This is a genomic window from Bradyrhizobium sp. 521_C7_N1_3 (genome assembly GCF_052075975.1).
Classification (GTDB): Bacteria; Pseudomonadota; Alphaproteobacteria; order Rhizobiales; family Xanthobacteraceae; genus Bradyrhizobium; species Bradyrhizobium japonicum.
Map to the genome: position 1 here is coordinate 5,622,550 of NZ_CP197232.1, position 16,089 is coordinate 5,638,638.

General features: G+C 63.3%; 15 protein-coding genes. 10 read left to right on the top strand and 5 right to left on the bottom strand.

Going from position 1 to position 16,089, the window contains the following annotated elements; translation table 11 throughout:
• Window positions 1-108: 108 nt before the first annotated feature.
• Both AB7008_RS26150 and AB7008_RS26155 read right to left on the bottom strand, forming a co-directional pair.
• On the bottom strand, window positions 109-1,080 hold the full coding sequence (locus AB7008_RS26150) for a tripartite tricarboxylate transporter substrate binding protein (RefSeq protein WP_028158880.1): 972 nt from the start codon (window positions 1,078-1,080) through the stop codon (window positions 109-111).
• A gap of 92 nt (window positions 1,081-1,172) precedes the next feature.
• A complete protein-coding gene (locus AB7008_RS26155; RefSeq protein WP_028158879.1) occupies window positions 1,173-2,072 on the bottom strand; it encodes a LysR family transcriptional regulator in 900 nt (299 codons plus the stop codon).
• Window positions 2,073-2,199: 127 nt separating this feature from the next.
• On the opposite strand from AB7008_RS26155, the gene AB7008_RS26160 reads away from it, so the two are divergent.
• The 4 genes from AB7008_RS26160 (at window position 2,200) to AB7008_RS26175 (ending at window position 5,560) form a co-directional block, all read left to right on the top strand.
• The gene (locus tag AB7008_RS26160; RefSeq protein ID WP_155256079.1) at window positions 2,200-3,372 is read left to right on the top strand and encodes an alpha/beta hydrolase family protein; all 1,173 of its coding nucleotides are present in this window, start codon (window positions 2,200-2,202) and stop codon (window positions 3,370-3,372) included.
• Between the two features lie 91 nt (window positions 3,373-3,463).
• On the top strand, window positions 3,464-4,036 hold the full coding sequence (locus AB7008_RS26165; RefSeq protein ID WP_441259758.1) for a DUF1097 domain-containing protein: 573 nt from the start codon (window positions 3,464-3,466) through the stop codon (window positions 4,034-4,036).
• Window positions 4,033-4,962 (top strand): AEC family transporter, encoded by a 930-nt coding sequence (locus AB7008_RS26170; RefSeq protein ID WP_441259759.1) that lies wholly within the window; start codon window positions 4,033-4,035, stop codon window positions 4,960-4,962. The genes AB7008_RS26165 and AB7008_RS26170 overlap by 4 nt, the downstream gene beginning before the upstream one ends.
• An 82-nt stretch (window positions 4,963-5,044) precedes the next feature.
• Entirely contained in the window at window positions 5,045-5,560 is a 516-nt protein-coding gene (locus AB7008_RS26175; protein ID WP_039148654.1) for a YqhA family protein, read from the top strand.
• 122 nt (window positions 5,561-5,682) lie between these two features.
• On the opposite strand, the gene AB7008_RS26180 is transcribed toward AB7008_RS26175, so the two are convergent.
• Window positions 5,683-6,660 carry a LysR family transcriptional regulator gene (locus tag AB7008_RS26180; protein ID WP_441259760.1) on the bottom strand — a complete coding sequence of 326 codons (978 nt, stop codon included), beginning with the start codon at window positions 6,658-6,660 and terminating at the stop codon, window positions 5,683-5,685.
• Between the two features lie 228 nt (window positions 6,661-6,888).
• Here AB7008_RS26180 and AB7008_RS26185 point away from each other — a divergent pair, with 228 nt between their 5' ends.
• The 6 genes from AB7008_RS26185 (at window position 6,889) to AB7008_RS26210 (ending at window position 14,479) form a co-directional block, all read left to right on the top strand.
• On the top strand, window positions 6,889-8,097 hold the full coding sequence (locus AB7008_RS26185; RefSeq protein ID WP_441259761.1) for an ABC transporter substrate-binding protein: 1,209 nt from the start codon (window positions 6,889-6,891) through the stop codon (window positions 8,095-8,097).
• Window positions 8,094-8,843, top strand: a complete 750-nt coding sequence (locus AB7008_RS26190; protein WP_441259762.1) for a nitroreductase — start codon at window positions 8,094-8,096, stop codon at window positions 8,841-8,843. Before AB7008_RS26185 ends, AB7008_RS26190 begins: the two co-directional genes overlap by 4 nt.
• On the top strand, window positions 8,822-9,361 hold the full coding sequence (locus AB7008_RS26195; protein WP_441259763.1) for a 4-hydroxylaminobenzoate lyase: 540 nt from the start codon (window positions 8,822-8,824) through the stop codon (window positions 9,359-9,361). The genes AB7008_RS26190 and AB7008_RS26195 overlap by 22 nt, the downstream gene beginning before the upstream one ends.
• A 505-nt stretch (window positions 9,362-9,866) precedes the next feature.
• Window positions 9,867-10,886 carry a TRAP transporter substrate-binding protein gene (locus AB7008_RS26200; RefSeq protein WP_441259764.1) on the top strand — a complete coding sequence of 340 codons (1,020 nt, stop codon included), beginning with the start codon at window positions 9,867-9,869 and terminating at the stop codon, window positions 10,884-10,886.
• Window positions 10,887-10,916: 30 nt separating this feature from the next.
• The gene (locus AB7008_RS26205) at window positions 10,917-12,806 is read left to right on the top strand and encodes a TRAP transporter large permease (RefSeq protein ID WP_441259765.1); all 1,890 of its coding nucleotides are present in this window, start codon (window positions 10,917-10,919) and stop codon (window positions 12,804-12,806) included.
• A gap of 23 nt (window positions 12,807-12,829) precedes the next feature.
• Complete coding sequence (locus AB7008_RS26210) at window positions 12,830-14,479, top strand: acyl-CoA synthetase (protein WP_441259766.1); 1,650 nt, start codon at window positions 12,830-12,832, stop codon at window positions 14,477-14,479.
• 15 nt (window positions 14,480-14,494) lie between these two features.
• On the opposite strand, the gene AB7008_RS26215 is transcribed toward AB7008_RS26210, so the two are convergent.
• Both AB7008_RS26215 and AB7008_RS26220 read right to left on the bottom strand, forming a co-directional pair.
• Complete coding sequence (locus AB7008_RS26215) at window positions 14,495-15,292, bottom strand: MBL fold metallo-hydrolase (RefSeq protein WP_441259767.1); 798 nt, start codon at window positions 15,290-15,292, stop codon at window positions 14,495-14,497.
• A gap of 13 nt (window positions 15,293-15,305) precedes the next feature.
• The gene (locus AB7008_RS26220) at window positions 15,306-16,082 is read right to left on the bottom strand and encodes a TatD family hydrolase (protein WP_441259768.1); all 777 of its coding nucleotides are present in this window, start codon (window positions 16,080-16,082) and stop codon (window positions 15,306-15,308) included.
• Window positions 16,083-16,089 lie beyond the last annotated feature (7 nt).

Below are 16,089 nucleotides of genomic sequence, written 5' to 3' on the forward strand. Positions count from 1 at the left end.
CCTGAAAGCACTATCCAGTAGAGTAGGGGACCGATACCCGACGTCAGGTTAGGGGGACGAGAACGCGGACTTCGCGCATCGAACGGCGACAGCCCCTTGCTTGGAAGCCTATTCCAATCGCGCGCCTATCGAATCGACGATCCGCCCCCACTTCACCGTCTCGGCGGCAAGGAACCTGGCATAGTCGTCGGGCGACCCGGGGAGGGCCCTCGCGCCGAGCTCGGCGAGAGGTGCCATCAATATCGGATCGCTGAGGCTCGCGTTGACGGCACGGTTGACCTGCAAGACGATGTCATCCGGGGTGTTCTTCGGCGCGTTGAGACCATTCCAAATCGTCGCTTCATAGCCGGGCAGAAATTCAGCCATGGCCGGGACATCGGGCAGCGACGGAGAGCGTTCTGCGGCACCGATTGCCAACGCGCGCAACGCTCCGCTCCTGATGAATCCCATTGCGCCCGGGAGAGTCGCGAAGTAGACGTGCACGCGCCCGCCGATCAGATCGGCGATCGCTTCAGCGTCGCCGCGATATGCAATGTGCATCATGTCGACGGCGGCCATCATCTTGAACAATTCCGCAGCAACGTGGGGTGGGCTCCCTAGGCCGCTCGAAGCGAAATTCAACCGAGCCGGCTCCGCCGTTGCGCGTGCGACAAACTCGCTGACCGACCGTACGGGAAGGGCAGGATTGACACACATGACGAGCGGCGTGCTGGCGATCATTGCGATCGGCACGGTGTCGCGAATGAAGTTGAATTTCAAATTCCGGTAGAGGGCTGCGTTGATCGCATTCGCGGCCGACGCGACCAGCAGAGTGCAACCGTCAGGTGCGGCGCGCACGACCTTTTCGGTCGCAAGATTCGTCGCCGCACCGATATGGTTCTCTACGATAAAGGATTGCCTGAACTGCTGCGACAACCACCGGCCGACAGTACGAGCGACAATGTCCGTATTGCCGCCGGGCGAAAAGCCGACGATCAGATACACCGGCCTGTTCGGATATCCCCGCAAAGCGAACACATGGCTAGCTGATGCCGCGATCGCGAGCGCCGCAAACTGAACGAACTTTCGACGTCGGAGCATGCGAAGCTCCCGCCCGTTTGAATAGAGATCAATGAACTTGCCCGCGCAGGCTTTCCGGCGTCGACCCGCACCGGGTGGCGCCCGATCTTAGCTCAAACGCGATATCGGCGGCAATAATCGACGACGATATCCATGAATACCTTGGCTGCGGGCGACAGCGACCTGTCGCTGAGTGTGCAAATGAAGAACCCCAGGGGCTCTGCCCCGAACTCGCGGACAGCCGCCGACTTGATCGAGCCAGCCGCCAATTCCCGCTCCACGGCAAAGCGCGGAAGCACAGTGCAGTTGTTGCCTATGCTCGCCACCTCCTTGACCAGCGCCAGCGAGTTCGTGACGCAAAATGTGTTCGGCTCAAATCCGTGTCTTGCGAATACGCGATCGAGCTGTTGGCGAAGGCCGAACGATGGCTCGGTCAAGGCGAACGGGAAGTCTTCAAGCTCGCGCAGCAACACGATCTTTCTTCCGGCGAGCCGATGCTGGGGCGAGAAGACCGCGACCATTCGGTCACGAAACACCTCGAGCCTGGTGATGTTGTCGTGTGCGGGCGGATTGATGACGAGGCTGATCTCCGCCGTCCCCGTGATGAGCGCCTCGATCGCCTCATCGGTGCTGCTCATCCTGACATTGAACGTCACATCCGGATATTGCGTATGAAAGCGGTTCAGGACTGGCGCCACGAAGCTCTCGATCGCCGTCTGGAAGCAGTAGATGTCGACATTTCCGGCCTGGAGGTCCTGCAGCGCCGCGATGTGGGATTTTACGCGCGAGAACTCGCGCATCACGCTGTCCATCTTCGAGAGAAGGATTTCTCCGGCCGGGGTCAATTTCATGCCCTGCGCGTGGCGATCGAAGATGGGCGCGCGAAGCTCGTGTTCGAGCTTCGCGATCTGTCTGCTGATAGCCGACGGTGAGACGTGAAGCCGGTCGGACGCGGCGCGAATCGAGCGGGACTGGGCGGTGGCACTGAAATAGCGAAGGGCCGTGAAATCCATCGCTTGGATCTCCCTTCTGCGTGTGTTGCGTTTTCGGCAACAGGATGGTGCACGTATTGATATGGCATCAACACCGGTTCGAGGTCAATTGTCCCGGCGCGACTAAACCCACCCAACGGAGAACGTGATGCCCTTCATCCGCATGTTACCCGACCCCGGGATGAACTACACCTTCAACCGGCCGCTGCTTGACGGCACGTCGCCGGCGCGTCTCAAGGAACTCGGCGCCATTGCACCGCGCATCAGGGATTACGAGTCCTGGCATGCAGTTTGGCTTGAGGTCGCCAAGAGGGCGGAAGCCGAGAAGCGATACCTGGATGCTGCCTCTTACTATCACGGCGCGGAGTTCTATTTGCCCGCCGGCGATGTTCGCAATGGGCTCTACGACGACTTTGCGCGAAATTGGACTCTCGGAATGAAAGGCGTCGCCGGCTACGAGCGCGTCGCAATTCCGTATCCTGGCGGACATCTTCCGGGCTTCAGACTCCAGGCAAAAGGCAAAGAGCGCAGTACGCTGATCTTCACCGGCGGATACGATTCGTTCGTCGAGGAGTTCTACAACTTCCTTCTGCCGCTGACCGAGCTTGGAATTACCGTGATCGCCTTCGACGGACCTGGCCAGGGCGGCGCCCTACGACAGGGAATCTATCTGGACCACGCGTGGGAGAAGCCGGCCAAGGCGGCGATCGACTACTTCGAACTCGATGCCGTGGATTGGCTCGGTGCCTCCTGCGGCGGTTACATGTCGATCCGGGCGGCGGCGTTCGAGCCCCGCATCAAGCACATCATCTCGATGCCCACATCCTATTCGGGACTCGATATGACGCTCAAGCAGATGCGGCCCGGCAGGGCTCAAGATCTGATCTCCCGGTTCAAGGCCGGTGACCGCAAGGGAACAGAGGCGCTCGTGGCCGAGGAACGCCTGCCGAGCTCCGTGTTCGAATGGTGTGTTGTCCAGGGGATGCATATCACCGGCACCAAGACGCCGTTCGACTTCCTGACGGCGATTGCGAAGCATTCTCTCGATGGCATTTTGCACAACGTCAAGCAGGACGTCTTGCTCACTGAGGGCGAGCAGGATCATCTCTTCGACGTCGGCTGGGTGCATCGGACCATGCGTGAACTCGTCTGCGCACAATCAGTGACGACGCGGATATTCACCGCGCGGGAAGGTGCCGAGCAGCATTGCCAACTCGGAAACTCGGCGGTCGCTCGTCACGCGATCGTATACTGGCTTGCGAGCTTCTACCCCGGCATGCCCGTGAGCGAGAGTGTGAAACCGGCCAGCGTCGCCGCTTGATGGCGCTGGACGCCTCGACAAGACGCCTCGCCGCGCGGGGCTCGATCAGGGATCGCAACGACGCAGCCCCGTCCTTGCAAGGGTGATCAAGATGAAACTGAGTTCGCTGAAAGCATCAGCACTGGCCGCGGCGTTCATTGCCGCGGCCTCTGTCCTGGCTCTTGCGCAATTCCCGGCCCTGTTCGTATGGGCCGCCTTTATCGGCTGGGCAAGTTACGACCATTCCGGGGCGACGGGGCAGGCGGCGTTACGCTCTTCGGTAGCGCTCTCGTTTGGCGCCATCATGGCGTGGCTGGTCGCGATCATCGTGGCGACCCGAGGATCTCCAGCGAGCGCGACCCTATTGACGGCCATCGTTGCCGGCATTGCCTCGTTCGTGATCGTGGCGGCCTCACGCTTGCGGTCACTTCGCATTGTGCCGGCCGCCTTCTATGGTTTCGCTTCGACATTCGCCTATCTCAGCCTCGCGCCGGGAGCTTTCACCATCGAGGCCCTGATCTCGCCAAGTTTGAGAAATGCCGTTTTCAGTGTGCCGCTCTCCCTGCTTGTCGGTACGTTCCTCGGGATCGCTCACACCTCACTTGCGCGCATTCTTGCCTGCCAGGGTGGCGAGGGGAGGCGAAGTCTTTCGGAGGCACACGCCTCGAAGGGAGGCGAAGCATGACCGAGACCGCGACCATTCTGGCTTTGCTCGCGCCCGTTTTTCTTGTCATGGCGATGGGCTATGCGGCCGGCCGAACCAAGGAGTTCGACAACCACAATATCGGTTCGCTCAATGCGCTCGTCATGGATTTTGCACTGCCCGCGGCGCTGTTCACGGCAATGGCACAGGCGCCGCGCCAGGCCATGATCGGTCAGGCTCGGCTTGCGCTCGTGCTCCTTGGCACAATGCTGCTTGCATTTGCCGTCACATACTTTGTCCAGGTCCGCTTGCTTGGGGGCGACCGGCGCGAGAGCGCGCTGATCGCGCTGACTGCGTCCGGTCCAAATGTGGGATCCGCCGGCCTTCCGATTGTCGCCGCCTTGTTCAACAAATCGGCCTCGATCTCGGTGGCCGTCGCGGTCGCCGTAGCCGCAATCGTGCTCACGCCGCTGTCCCTTCTGCTGCTGGAGTCCTGCGCCGGCAAGAGCCGAAGTGCCATGTCGATCGTCACAGCCGCGCTGGCCAAGCCGATTGTGATTGCGCCGCTCCTTGGCCTGCTATGGTCGCTCGCCGGCTTGTCGCTCCCGCCACTCCTCGACAGCACGCTGACCCTGGTCGGTCAGGGCGCGTCGGGAACGGCCTTGTTTCTCACTGGCCTCGTCTTGTCTGCTCAGCCGATCCAGTTCAGGGCAGAGGTCGGATTGGCCGTCATGACAAAGAACATACTGCAACCATTGATGACGGCGCTGCTCGCCATTCCGCTGCTCGATCACACGGAGGCGCGGGTCGCAATCATGTTGATGGCGGTCCCCTCCGGGGCATTCGGGGTCCTGTTTGCGATCCGGTACAATGTTGCGTCCCCGAGGGTCGGAACAGCCTTGATCGTGAGCACAATTGCAAGCGTCGCGACCCTCACGACCGCAATTCTTCTGTCAGCCACCTTGTGATTGGCCTGACAGGTCAATTCTGGCAATTTGGAGCCCGGCCCAAAGGGGCGCTCGGGGCAGGGCCCAGGGCAGGGAGTGTGTCATGGATCGCCTGCGCCTAACGCTCGAAGCAACAATTGCGAATTCCCGCTGGTTGCTTGCTCCATTTCTACTCGGCCTGATACTTACGCTCGCGGGACTTTTCTACAATTTTGCGCTCAAGCTGTTCGATTTCTTCGCGCGCGCCCGGGTCGCCGATCCCTCGGAAATCATTGTTGGAAGCCTGAAACTGGTCGACGTCGCCCTCACGGCCAATCTGATCGTCATCGTGATTTGCTCGAGTTACGAGAACTTCCAGGCGCCAATTGACGTGCAGCGGCGTCCTGCCTGGCCAACTGGCCTCGCGAACGTGGGCTTCTCGGGCCTAAAGCAAAGGCTCCTCGCATCCATAGTCGCCATTGCGGCAGTGAATGTCCTCGAATGGTTCCTGGATATCGAACACAACGCGGACAGCACCAAGCTCGGATGGCTCATTGCGATCATGTTGGGGTTTGCGCTTACGATGCTTCTCCTGGCGCTCGCGGAGCGTGTCGGACACATTGAGCCGCCAAAGCAGTAGACGAGACCACAGGCCGCGATTGGCCTCGGCGACACGCAAGCTGTCCGACAATTGTTGCTTGGTGGTGCCCGAGCCGTGCGCGGCGATCACCTCCAACATTGATGCAATGCGAGCGTCTCCAGCTAGCGCCCACCCCTGAGGTCCGCGGTCGCGCGCCTGAGAATATCGTGAAGCCAGTCATGCGATGGCTCGCCCTCGATACGTTCGTGCCACAGCAGCCGGACCTCGACCGGGGTTGTGGCGTAAGGCAGTTCGTACGTCGTGACGGCATGCGCGCGTTCGAACGCCCGCGCCAATGGCCGCGGAACGATGGCCGCCAATTTGGAGTCCGCGAGCAGGGCGGGCAGGGCAAGGAAATGCGGCAGCGAAACAGCTATGCGCGGCGGCCGGTCGCTTTCGGACAATGCCCGTTCGAGCGCCGCGCGGTCATACATTTCCGATCGCCTGGCGAGGCCGCGCTCGGAGATGAAGCCTCCGATCGCTCCCTCCTGCTCGCCGCCGAAGGAGACAACGACCAGCGGCATGCGCGCCAGAGCCGCGTTGTCGATCCGGCCGAGCTTGCGCTTTCCGCCCACGATCAGCACGTCGTCATATTCGAACAAGAGTGACGTCCGAAAGCGGCTCGGCGGATCCGAGAAGACGCCGATCGCAACGTCGATGCGACCAAGGTCGATCTGCTCGGCAAGGTCGATCCGTGTCACCGGCTTGATGATCAGGTCGATCGCCGGCGCCTCAAGCCTGAGTATCTTCAGGAGCGGTGACGCCAGCACCATCGTGGTGAAGTCGTTGGCGGCGAGGGTGAACTGCCTGGTGGAGGCGGCCGGAACGAAACGCGGCTGCTCGACCGCCGCCTCGAGAGATCGCAGCGCTTCGCGAACCTGTGGTGCCATCGTCAACGCGCGCGCTGTCGGCTGCATGCCGGTCGCCGTGCGCACGAACAGATCGTCTTCCAGCATCTCGCGGAGCCGGGCGAGCGAATGGCTCACGGCGGATTGACTGAGCGCAACCCGCTGGCTCGCCCGCAGCACACTGCGCTCCTCCATGACGGCGTCGAAGACCTTGAGCAGGTTCAGGTCCAGGGTCTTGAAGGAAACAGCCACGTGCAGGACACCGTCGCAGGCGGATCGCGCGCCCGTTGCGTACCTGCGATCGTTTCCAGTTAAGGCCATGCGCGCGGCCAACGCAACCGAGCAGGGCGCCCGGACCGCGACGCCCGGGCGTTCGCGCCACCAATCTGAAGGCGGTTCAGGATCACTCTGCAAGAGTTTCACTTCCGCATTCGCGCGATCCCGTCATGATCCCGACGCCGAATTTGGAGGAGACGGGCAATGAAATCCTGCGGGATGTCGATCGGAGCTTTCGGACTGGCACTGGCGCTGTTCACGGGACCGGTCCTTGCGCAGGATGGTCCGGTCAAGCTCGGCGTTCTCACCGACATGTCCTCGCTCTACGCCGACAATGGCGGCCAGGGCTCGGTGGTCGCGGCGCAAATGGCGGTCGACGACTTCGGCGGTCGGGTGCTGGGGCGCAGCATCCAGATCGTCGCGGGAGACCACCAGAACAAAGCCGATGTGGGCGCGACCATCGCGCGGCGCTGGCTCGAAAATGAAAACGTCGAGGTGATCCTCGACGTGCCCAATTCCGCGGTCGCGCTGGCGGTGCAGGGCATCACACGCGACAAGAAGAAGCTGTTCCTCGCCACTGGCGCCGCCACTTCGCGCCTGACTGGCGACGAATGCTCGCCGACCGGAATTCACTGGACTTACGACACCTATGCGCTGTCGCAGGGAACGACGCGGGCGATGTCGCGTCTCGGCGCAAACTCCTGGTACTTCATCTCGGTCGACTATTCCCTCGGCGCCCAGCTCGAAGCAGACAGCCGCAAGGTCATCGATGCCATGGGTGGCAAGGTAATCGGCGCGGTGAAACATCCGCTCAACACGCCGGATTTTTCGTCCTTCCTGCTCCAGGCACAGTCCTCGAAGGCGGACGTGATCGCACTTGCCGACACCGGCGGCGACTTCATCAACGTCGTCAAGCAGGCCGGCGAATTCGGCATCACGCAGCGGCAGAAGCTGGTCGGGCTGCTCGTCTTCATTGCCGACATCCACAGTCTCGGGCTCCAGAGCGCCCAGGGCCTGATGCTGAGCTCGGCGTTCTACTGGGACCAGAACGAGGACACGCGGGCGTGGTCGAAGCGCTTCATCGGCAAGGCCCAGAAGGTCCCGACCATGATCCACGCCGGCACCTATGGCGCGGTGATGCACTACCTTAGGGCGGTCCAGGCGGCCGGCACGCTGGATGGGCCGACCATAGCCGCCAAGATGCGCGACATGCCCGTGAACGATTTCATGACGAAAAATGGCCGGATCCGCGAGGACGGCCGGTTGGTCCGCGACATGTATCTGTTCCGCGTCAAGTCACCCGAGCAGTCCAAATACAAGTTCGACTATTACGAGCTGCTGGCGACGATACCGGGAGAGGAAGCCTTCCGGCCGATGGAGCAAGGCGGATGTTCCCTCCTGAAGCAGCCATGATCGGCGAGGGCGCAGCCGTGCAGAGCGGCATCGACGAGATCATCGCAGGCCGATTTGCATGCCGCGACTTCTCGGGCGCGCCGGTCGGGCGAGGGACCATCGAGCAGATTCTGCGCGTGGCACGGTTTGCGCCAAGCGGCGCCAACATTCAGCCCTGGCACGTCTACGTGCTGGCCGGCGATGCCAAAGACAGGGTCTCGGCGGCGCTGCGCGAGGCGCACGAAACCGCCCGTGAAGCGCATGTGTCGGAATACCGCTACTACGCCAGCGACCTGCCCGAACCCTATTTGCAGCGACGACAGGAGTTCGGCCGATTGTTCTACGGCTCGCTCGGCATCGCCCAAACCGATATCGAAGCCAGGAGCGGACAAACCGCCAAGAATTATGCGTTTTTTGGCGCACCCGTCGGGCTGATCGTCACGATTGATCGGCGCCTGGAAGTCGGCAGCTGGCTCGACCTCGGCATGTTCGTCCAGAACGTGCTGCTGGCTGCGGCGGGCCATGGGCTTCAGACCTGTCCGCAGGAAACATTCTCCAGATATCACCGGATCCTGCGCCCGCTGCTGTCGATCCCGGCGGAGCAAATGGTCGTGTGCGGCATTTCGATCGGCCGCGCCAGGGACCAAATCGCGGGCAGGCTGATGCCGCGCGCGGACATCGCGGACTTCGCCTCGTTTGCGGGCTTTGAAGAACAAAGTGCAACCCAAATGGAAAGGACTAGGCCATGGGAAGCCGAGACGAACTGATTCAGTGCAGCATTCCGTTTCTGCGCGAGGTCAAGGACATGACGCCCGGCGCCGAGATGGAGCGGTGGCTCAATGAGAAATACGGCGAGCGCAGCCAGCTCTACCAGGACCTGGCCCGCCTGATTAAGCTCGGGGTCGCCGAAGGCTGGGCGGCGAACCAGGAGGTCGAAGGCCCGAACTACCGGCGCAGCCGCATCCTGGAGCCGACGCCCGAAACGTTCCAGTTCAGCATCACGGCCGTCTACATGAACAGCACCGATCCGCGCCGCTTCAAGGACGAGGACGACCACGACGTGCTCCGCGGGCAATATCACGGTCACCCATATGGGGAACTGAACCTGGTCGTGCCGCTCGACAAGGGCGCCGAGCTGAAGGGGCTGCAGGGCTGGCAAGGGCCCGGCTGGACCGCGCCCGATCCCGGCAGCCGGCACTATCCCGAGGTCCGCGGCGGCGCCGTCATCGCCCTGTTCTATCTGCCCGCCGGACGCATCTCCTACGACTTCGCCGCGCCGTCCTGACCGCCGGCCCGGACGGTCTCGGGTGACGCCGTGCGCGAGCGTCACCCGTTCAGAAGAATGCACAGCTGAGTCCGCGCGCGGAGATGCGCCACGACGCCACGGCCAGCAAGGCGGCTCACCATGAACGGTGGGGAGGGATTTCGGCGACCATGCGCCAGGCGGCACCCAGCCTGGACCGCCATATCCATAATTCGCATAAGGTATATTATGGAATATATTTATATACAATTAGATCAGCTATTTAGATCGAATTCCTGACACGACGCCTTCGCTTGCCGCCCGTTTTCGATCTGGGCCGCGACCAGCCTCTCGGCTCTCGACGGCTACCGTGCATGGGGTTGTTTTTCAGATTTTGAATCCGGCCCATCTGCCGAAAGCCGATATTGCCGCGACGGTGTCCGGCTGCAATAAGCGAGACCTCGCGAGATCGCAGATGACCTTCAGGCCTTCCGTCCGTATAGGTTTGCATCTCAGAACAACAACAAACTTCCGAGGAAGCAGACCCATGAGTTTTACCCGACGCACGCTTCTTAAGGCCTCCGCCGCGACCGCGGCCCTGGGTGGCCTCGGTGCGCCCCATGTGGCCCGCGCCCAGAGCGCCGAGTTCACCTACAAATACGCCAACAACCTGCCTGACACCCATCCGCTCAACGTGCGCGCCAGGGAGATGGCGGCGGCGATCAAGGCCGAGACCAACGGCAAGTTCGACCTCCAGATCTTCCCGAACAACCAGCTCGGGTCCGACACCGACATGCTGAGCCAGATCCGGTCCGGCGGCGTCGAATTCTTCACGCTGTCAGGCCTGATCCTGTCGACCCTGGTGCCGGCCGCGTCCATCAACGGCATCGGCTTCGCGTTCCCGGACTACGGCACGGTCTGGAAGGCCATGGACGGCGACCTCGGCGCCCATGTCCGCGGCGAGATCAAGAAGGCCGGCCTCGAGGTCATGGACAAGATCTGGGACAACGGCTTCCGCCAGACCACGTCGTCGAGCAAGCCGATCAACGGGCCCGACGATTTCAAGGGCTTCAAGATCCGCGTGCCGGTGTCGCCGCTGTGGACCTCGATGTTCAAGGCGTTCGATGCGGCGCCCGCCTCGATCAATTTCGCCGAGGTCTATTCCGCGCTCCAGACCAAGATCGTCGAGGGCCAGGAGAACCCGCTGGCGATCATCTCGACCGCCAAGTTGTACGAGGTGCAGAAGTACTGCTCGCTGACCAACCACATGTGGGACGGCTTCTGGTTCCTGGCCAACCGCCGCGCCTGGAGCGCGCTGCCGGAGGATGTGCGCACCATCGTCGCCAAGAACATCAACGCCGCCGCCGTCAAGGAGCGTGAGGATACCGCCAAGCTGAATGCGAACCTCCAGCAGGAGCTCGCGGGCAAGGGCCTGACCTTCAACCAGCCTGCGGTGGCGCCGTTCCGTGACAAGCTGCGCTCCGCCGGCTTCTATGCCGAGTGGAAGGGCAAGTATGGCGACCAGGCCTGGGATCTCCTGGAAAAGGCCGTCGGCAAGCTGTCGTAACGCGTCGGGGCCGCCGAGGTTCTTATCGAGATGGCTCATGTCGAGGTTGAGGCGACTGAAGTGGTGGGCGAGGTGGCTGTTCAGCCCCCTCGCCGATCCCCCGTGCTCGCCTCGCTGGAGCGCATCCTCGGCCTCGCCGTCGAGATCCCCGCGGCAATCCTGGTCGTCGCCGAGATCGTGATCCTGTTTGCCGGCGTGGTCGCACGCTACGGCGTGCACCGGCCGCTGATCTGGTCGGACGAGCTCGCCTCCATCCTGTTTCTGTGGCTCGCCATGCTCGGCGCCGCGGTCGCGTTCCGCCGCTCCGAGCACATGCGCATGACGGCGCTCGTCGCGAGCGCGCGGCCGGCCTTGCGCGCCTATCTGGACATGGTCGCGACCTGCGCGGCGCTGGCGTTCCTGGCGCTGATCGTCTGGCCATCCGCCGAATACGCCTACGAGGAAAGCTTCATCACCACGCCGGCACTCCAGATCTCGAACATGTGGCGCGCCGCGGCGCTGCCGGCCGGCATCTGCCTGATGGCAGTGTTCGCGCTGCTGCGCCTGCTGCGCGCCGCCGATTACCGCATGGTGCTGACGGCGGTAATATCGGTTGCCGTCATCGTCGGTCTGTTCTGGTTGGCGCAGCCTTATCTGCGGCCGCTCGGCAATCTCAACCTCGTCATCTTCTTCGTCGGCGTCGCCGGCTTCTGCGTCTTTGCCGGCGTTCCCATTGCGTTCGGGTTTGGCCTCGCCATCTTCGGCTATCTGGCGCTGACCACGCGGACGCCGGTCATGGTGCTGGTCGGGCGGATGGACGAGGGCATGAGCCACCTCATCCTGCTCTCGGTGCCGCTGTTCGTGTTCCTGGGGCTCCTGATCGAGATGACCGGCATGGCGCGGGCCATGGTCGCGTTCCTGGCGAGCCTGCTCGGCCATGTCCGCGGCGGCCTGCATTACGTCCTCGTCGGCGCCATGTATCTGGTCTCGGGCATATCGGGCGCCAAGGCGGCCGACATGGCGGCGGTGGCGCCCGTGCTGTTCCCGGAAATGAAGCAGCGCGGCGCCAAGCCCGGCGACCTCGTGGCGCTTCTTGCGGCTACAGGCGCCCAAACCGAGACCATTCCGCCGAGCCTCGTGCTGATCACGATCGGCTCGGTCACGGGCGTCTCGATCGCCGCCCTCTTTACCGGTGGCCTGCTGCCCGGCATCGTGCTCGCCATCACGCTCTGCATGCTGGTGTGGTGGCGCTACCGCCACGAGGACATGAGCCATGTCCGCCGCGCCACGGGTGGCGAGATCGGCAAGACCTTCATCATCGCCCTGCCCGCGCTCGCGCTGCCCTTCGTGATCCGCTACGCCGTGGTCGAGGGCATTGCGACCGCGACCGAAGTCTCCACCATCGGCATCGTCTACGGCGCCCTGGTCGGCCTCCTCGTCTACCGCCGCTTCGACTGGCAGCGGCTGTTTCCCATGCTGGTCGAGACCGCGGCGCTGTCGGGCGCGATCCTCCTGATCATCGGCACGGCGACCGGCATGGCCTGGGGGCTCACCCAATCCGGCTTCTCGCGCTCTCTGGCTTCAGCCATGACCGGATTGCCTGGGGGGCCTGCGACCTTCATCGCCGTGTCGATCCTGGCCTTCACCATCCTCGGCAGCGTGCTCGAGGGCATTCCGGCAATCGTGCTGTTCGGGCCGCTGCTGTTTCCGATCGCCCGTACCGTCGGCGTGCACGAGGTGCACTATGCCATGGTGATCATTCTCGCCATGGGTATCGGACTATTCGCCCCGCCCTTCGGCGTCGGCTATTATGCCGCCTGCGCCATCGGACGCGTCGATCCGGCCGAAGGCATCAGGCCGATCTGGGGCTATCTGCTGGCGCTGCTGGTGGGATTGATCATCGTCGCGATCTTCCCCTGGATCTCGATCGGATTCCTGTAAAGCGCGGCGTCAAGGAGGGTTCGATGAGCGAGCGGCAGAACCAGTACAATATCGGCCTCGACAAGACCCCCGCCAACTACGTCCCCCTGAGCCCGCTGAGCTTCCTCGCGCGCAGCGCCGCCGTCTATCCCAACCACGTCAGCGCGGTCTATGAGGGCCGCAGCTTCACGTGGCGTGAGACGCATGAGCGCTGCAAACGCTTTGCGTCCTGGCTCGGTGGCAAGGGCATCGGCGTCGGCGACACCGTCGCGGCGATGCTGCCGAACATTCCGGCGATGAACGAGGCGCACTTCGCCGTCCCCATGACCGGCGCCGTCCTCAATGCGCTCAACATCCGTCTCGATGCGCCTTCGATCGCATTTCAGCTCGATCACGGCGGCGCCAGGATCATCCTGGTCGATCCGGAGTTTTCGACTGTCATCACCGACGCGCTCGCGCAGATGAAGGGGCCGAAGCCGTTCGTCGTCGACGTCGCCGACGCCGCTTTCAAGGGCGGCAAGCCGATCGGCGAGATCGAATACGAGGCAGCGCTCGCGCAAGGCGATCCGGATTTCACCCCGATCCGGCCCAAGGACGAATGGGATGCCATCGCGCTGAGCTATACCTCGGGCACCACGGGCAATCCCAAGGGCGTCGTCACCCATCATCGCGGTGCCTATCTCAACGCCGTCAGCAACATCCTCGCCGGCCAGCTCGGCCAGCATCCGGTCTATCTCTGGACGCTGCCGATGTTCCATTGCAACGGCTGGTGCTTCCCCTGGACCATCGCAGCGGCCGCCGGCATCAACGTCTGCCTGCGCAAGGTCGAGCCGACAAAAATCTTCGAGCTGATCAAGCTACACGGCGTCACCCACATGTGCGGCGCGCCGATCGTCTACAACACGCTGATCAACGCGCCCGATGCGCCGAAGGGCAGCGCCGCGCGCCACGTCGTCGGCCTGATCGCCGGCGCCGCGCCGCCGGTCGCGGTGCTCGAAGGCGCAGAAAGCATCGGCATCAAGCTCACGCACGTCTACGGCCTGACCGAGGTCTACGGCCCCGCCTCCGTCTGCGCCGAGCAACCCGGCTGGGACGATCTGCCCGCCGCCGAGCGCGCCAGCATGAAGCGGCGGCAGGGCGTGCCCTACCCGCTCGAGGAAGGCGTCACCGTCATCAATCCGCAGACGATGCAGGAGGTGCCCCGCGACGGCGAGACCATCGGCGAGGTCATGTTCCGCGGCAACATCGTGATGAAGGGCTACCTCAAGAACGAGAAGGCGACGAAGGAAGCCTTCGAGGGCGGCTGGTTTCACACCGGCGACCTCGGCGTGCTCGACGAGTACGGTTACGTCATCATCAAGGATCGCTCCAAGGACATCATCATCTCCGGTGGCGAGAACATTTCCTCCGTCGAGGTCGAGGACATCCTCTACAGGCATCCGGCAGTGCTGTTCGCAGCCGTCGTCGCAAAGCCCGATCCGAAATGGGGCGAGGTGCCCTGCGCCTTCGTCGAGCTGAAGGACGGCGCGACTGCGACCGAAGCCGAGATCATCGCCTTCTGCCGCACGCATATGAGCGGCTTCAAGACGCCGAAGGCGGTCATCTTCGGCCCGATCCCGAAGACGTCCACGGGCAAGATCCAGAAATTCCTGCTGCGCAACGAGGTGGGATCGGCGAAGGCGATCTCGGCCTGAACCGAGCCGGCGCGATCAGTGTGTCTCGAGCCGCATGCCGTCGTAGGCCGGCACCACGTCCGCGGGCAGCTTCTGCCTGATCACCTCGTAATCGACGTCGGCCGTCATGTTGGTGATGACGGCACGCTTCGGCTTGAAACGCTCGATCCAGGATAGCGCATCGTTGATGCTGAAATGGCTGGAATGCTGGGTGTAGCGCAAGCCGTCGACGATCCAGAGATCGAGATTTTCCAGCGCGCCCCAGCTCTCGCGCGGGATGTCGTTGAGGTCGGGCGTGTAGGCGGCATTGCCGATGCGATAGCCGAGCGCGGGGATCTGGCCGTGCTGGACCAGGAAGGCGGTCATGGTCACGTCGCCGCCCTTGCCGCCGATGGTCCGGCTCTCGCCGGCCTCGATCGAATGCCGGTGCAGGATTGGCGGATAGTCGCTGCCCTCGGGCGAGATGAAGCAATAGGAGAACCGCGCCATGATGTCTTTCGCGGTCGACTGATTGAAATAGACCGGAATGCGCTTGCGCATGTGGAGCACGACGGAGCGCAGATCGTCCATGCCGTGGGTCTGGTCGGCATGTTCATGGGTCAGGAACACCGCGTCGATGTGGTCGACATGGGTATCGATGAGCTGCTCGCGTAGATCGGGCGAGGTGTCGATCACGATGCGCGTGGTGCCGTGGCTCGACGTCTGCTCGACCAGCAGCGAGCAGCGGCGGCGGCGGTTCTTTGGATTGTTGGGATTGCAGGCACCCCAGCCGAGCGCCGGGCGCGGCACGCCGGCGGAGGAGCCGCAGCCCAGGATCGTCAGCGTCAGCGTCATGCGGCTCCCAACCTTAAGATTTCACCTTGGAGAACAGGCGGAAGAAGTTTTCGGTGGTCTGGCGTGAGATCTCCTCGAGCGGCACGCCGCGCGTTTCGGCGAGCACTTTGGCGACCTCGACCACATAGGCCGGCTCGTTGCGTTTGCCCCGGAACTTGCCGGGCGCAAGATAGGGCGAGTCTGTTTCAACCAGAATACGGTCAGACGGCAGTTCAGCCGCAAGCGCGCGCAGGGTCTCCGATTTCTTGAAGGTCAGGATGCCCGTGAAGCCGATATAGAGCCCGAGCGACACCGCCTTCAGCGCCAGCTCGCGCCCGCCCGTGTAGCAATGCAGCACGGCGCGAAACGATCCCTTGGCAGCTTCCTCCTCCAAGATGCGGCCGCAATCCTCGTCCGCTTCGCGGGTGTGGATCACCAGCGGCAGGCCGGTCGCACGGGCCGCCGCGATGTGGGCGCGAAAGCCCCTCGCCTGCGCCTCCGGCGCGCCATTGTCGTAGAAATAGTCGAGCCCGGCCTCGCCGAGCGCGACCACCTTGGGATGCCCGGTCAACCCGATCAGCTCGTCCGGCGAGATGCCGTCTTCCTCGTCCGCGTTGTGCGGATGGGTGCCGACCGAGCAGTAGACGTCGTCGTAGCGCTCAGCGATGGCCAGAAGCTGATCGAGCTTTCGCACCCGCGTGGAGATCGTGACCATACGGCCGATGCCGGCCGCACGTGCACGCGAGACGATCCCGTCGAGGTCTTCCGCAAAGTCCGGAAAATCCAGATGGCAGTGGCTGTCGACCAGCATCGCCCGA

Coding starts and splice junctions, on each gene's coding strand:
- AB7008_RS26185 (WP_441259761.1), top strand. CDS start 6,889: ATGAAATCCTGCGGGATGTCGATCGGAGCTTTCGGACTGGCACTGGCG.
- AB7008_RS26155 (WP_028158879.1), bottom strand. CDS start 2,072: ATGGATTTCACGGCCCTTCGCTATTTCAGTGCCACCGCCCAGTCCCGC.
- AB7008_RS26160 (WP_155256079.1), top strand. CDS start 2,200: ATGCCCTTCATCCGCATGTTACCCGACCCCGGGATGAACTACACCTTC.
- AB7008_RS26215 (WP_441259767.1), bottom strand. CDS start 15,292: ATGACGCTGACGCTGACGATCCTGGGCTGCGGCTCCTCCGCCGGCGTG.
- AB7008_RS26175 (WP_039148654.1), top strand. CDS start 5,045: ATGGATCGCCTGCGCCTAACGCTCGAAGCAACAATTGCGAATTCCCGC.
- AB7008_RS26150 (WP_028158880.1), bottom strand. CDS start 1,080: ATGCTCCGACGTCGAAAGTTCGTTCAGTTTGCGGCGCTCGCGATCGCG.
- AB7008_RS26205 (WP_441259765.1), top strand. CDS start 10,917: ATGGCTCATGTCGAGGTTGAGGCGACTGAAGTGGTGGGCGAGGTGGCT.
- AB7008_RS26165 (WP_441259758.1), top strand. CDS start 3,464: ATGAAACTGAGTTCGCTGAAAGCATCAGCACTGGCCGCGGCGTTCATT.
- AB7008_RS26195 (WP_441259763.1), top strand. CDS start 8,822: ATGGGAAGCCGAGACGAACTGATTCAGTGCAGCATTCCGTTTCTGCGC.
- AB7008_RS26220 (WP_441259768.1), bottom strand. CDS start 16,082: ATGCTGGTCGACAGCCACTGCCATCTGGATTTTCCGGACTTTGCGGAA.
- AB7008_RS26210 (WP_441259766.1), top strand. CDS start 12,830: ATGAGCGAGCGGCAGAACCAGTACAATATCGGCCTCGACAAGACCCCC.
- AB7008_RS26200 (WP_441259764.1), top strand. CDS start 9,867: ATGAGTTTTACCCGACGCACGCTTCTTAAGGCCTCCGCCGCGACCGCG.
- AB7008_RS26170 (WP_441259759.1), top strand. CDS start 4,033: ATGACCGAGACCGCGACCATTCTGGCTTTGCTCGCGCCCGTTTTTCTT.
- AB7008_RS26190 (WP_441259762.1), top strand. CDS start 8,094: ATGATCGGCGAGGGCGCAGCCGTGCAGAGCGGCATCGACGAGATCATC.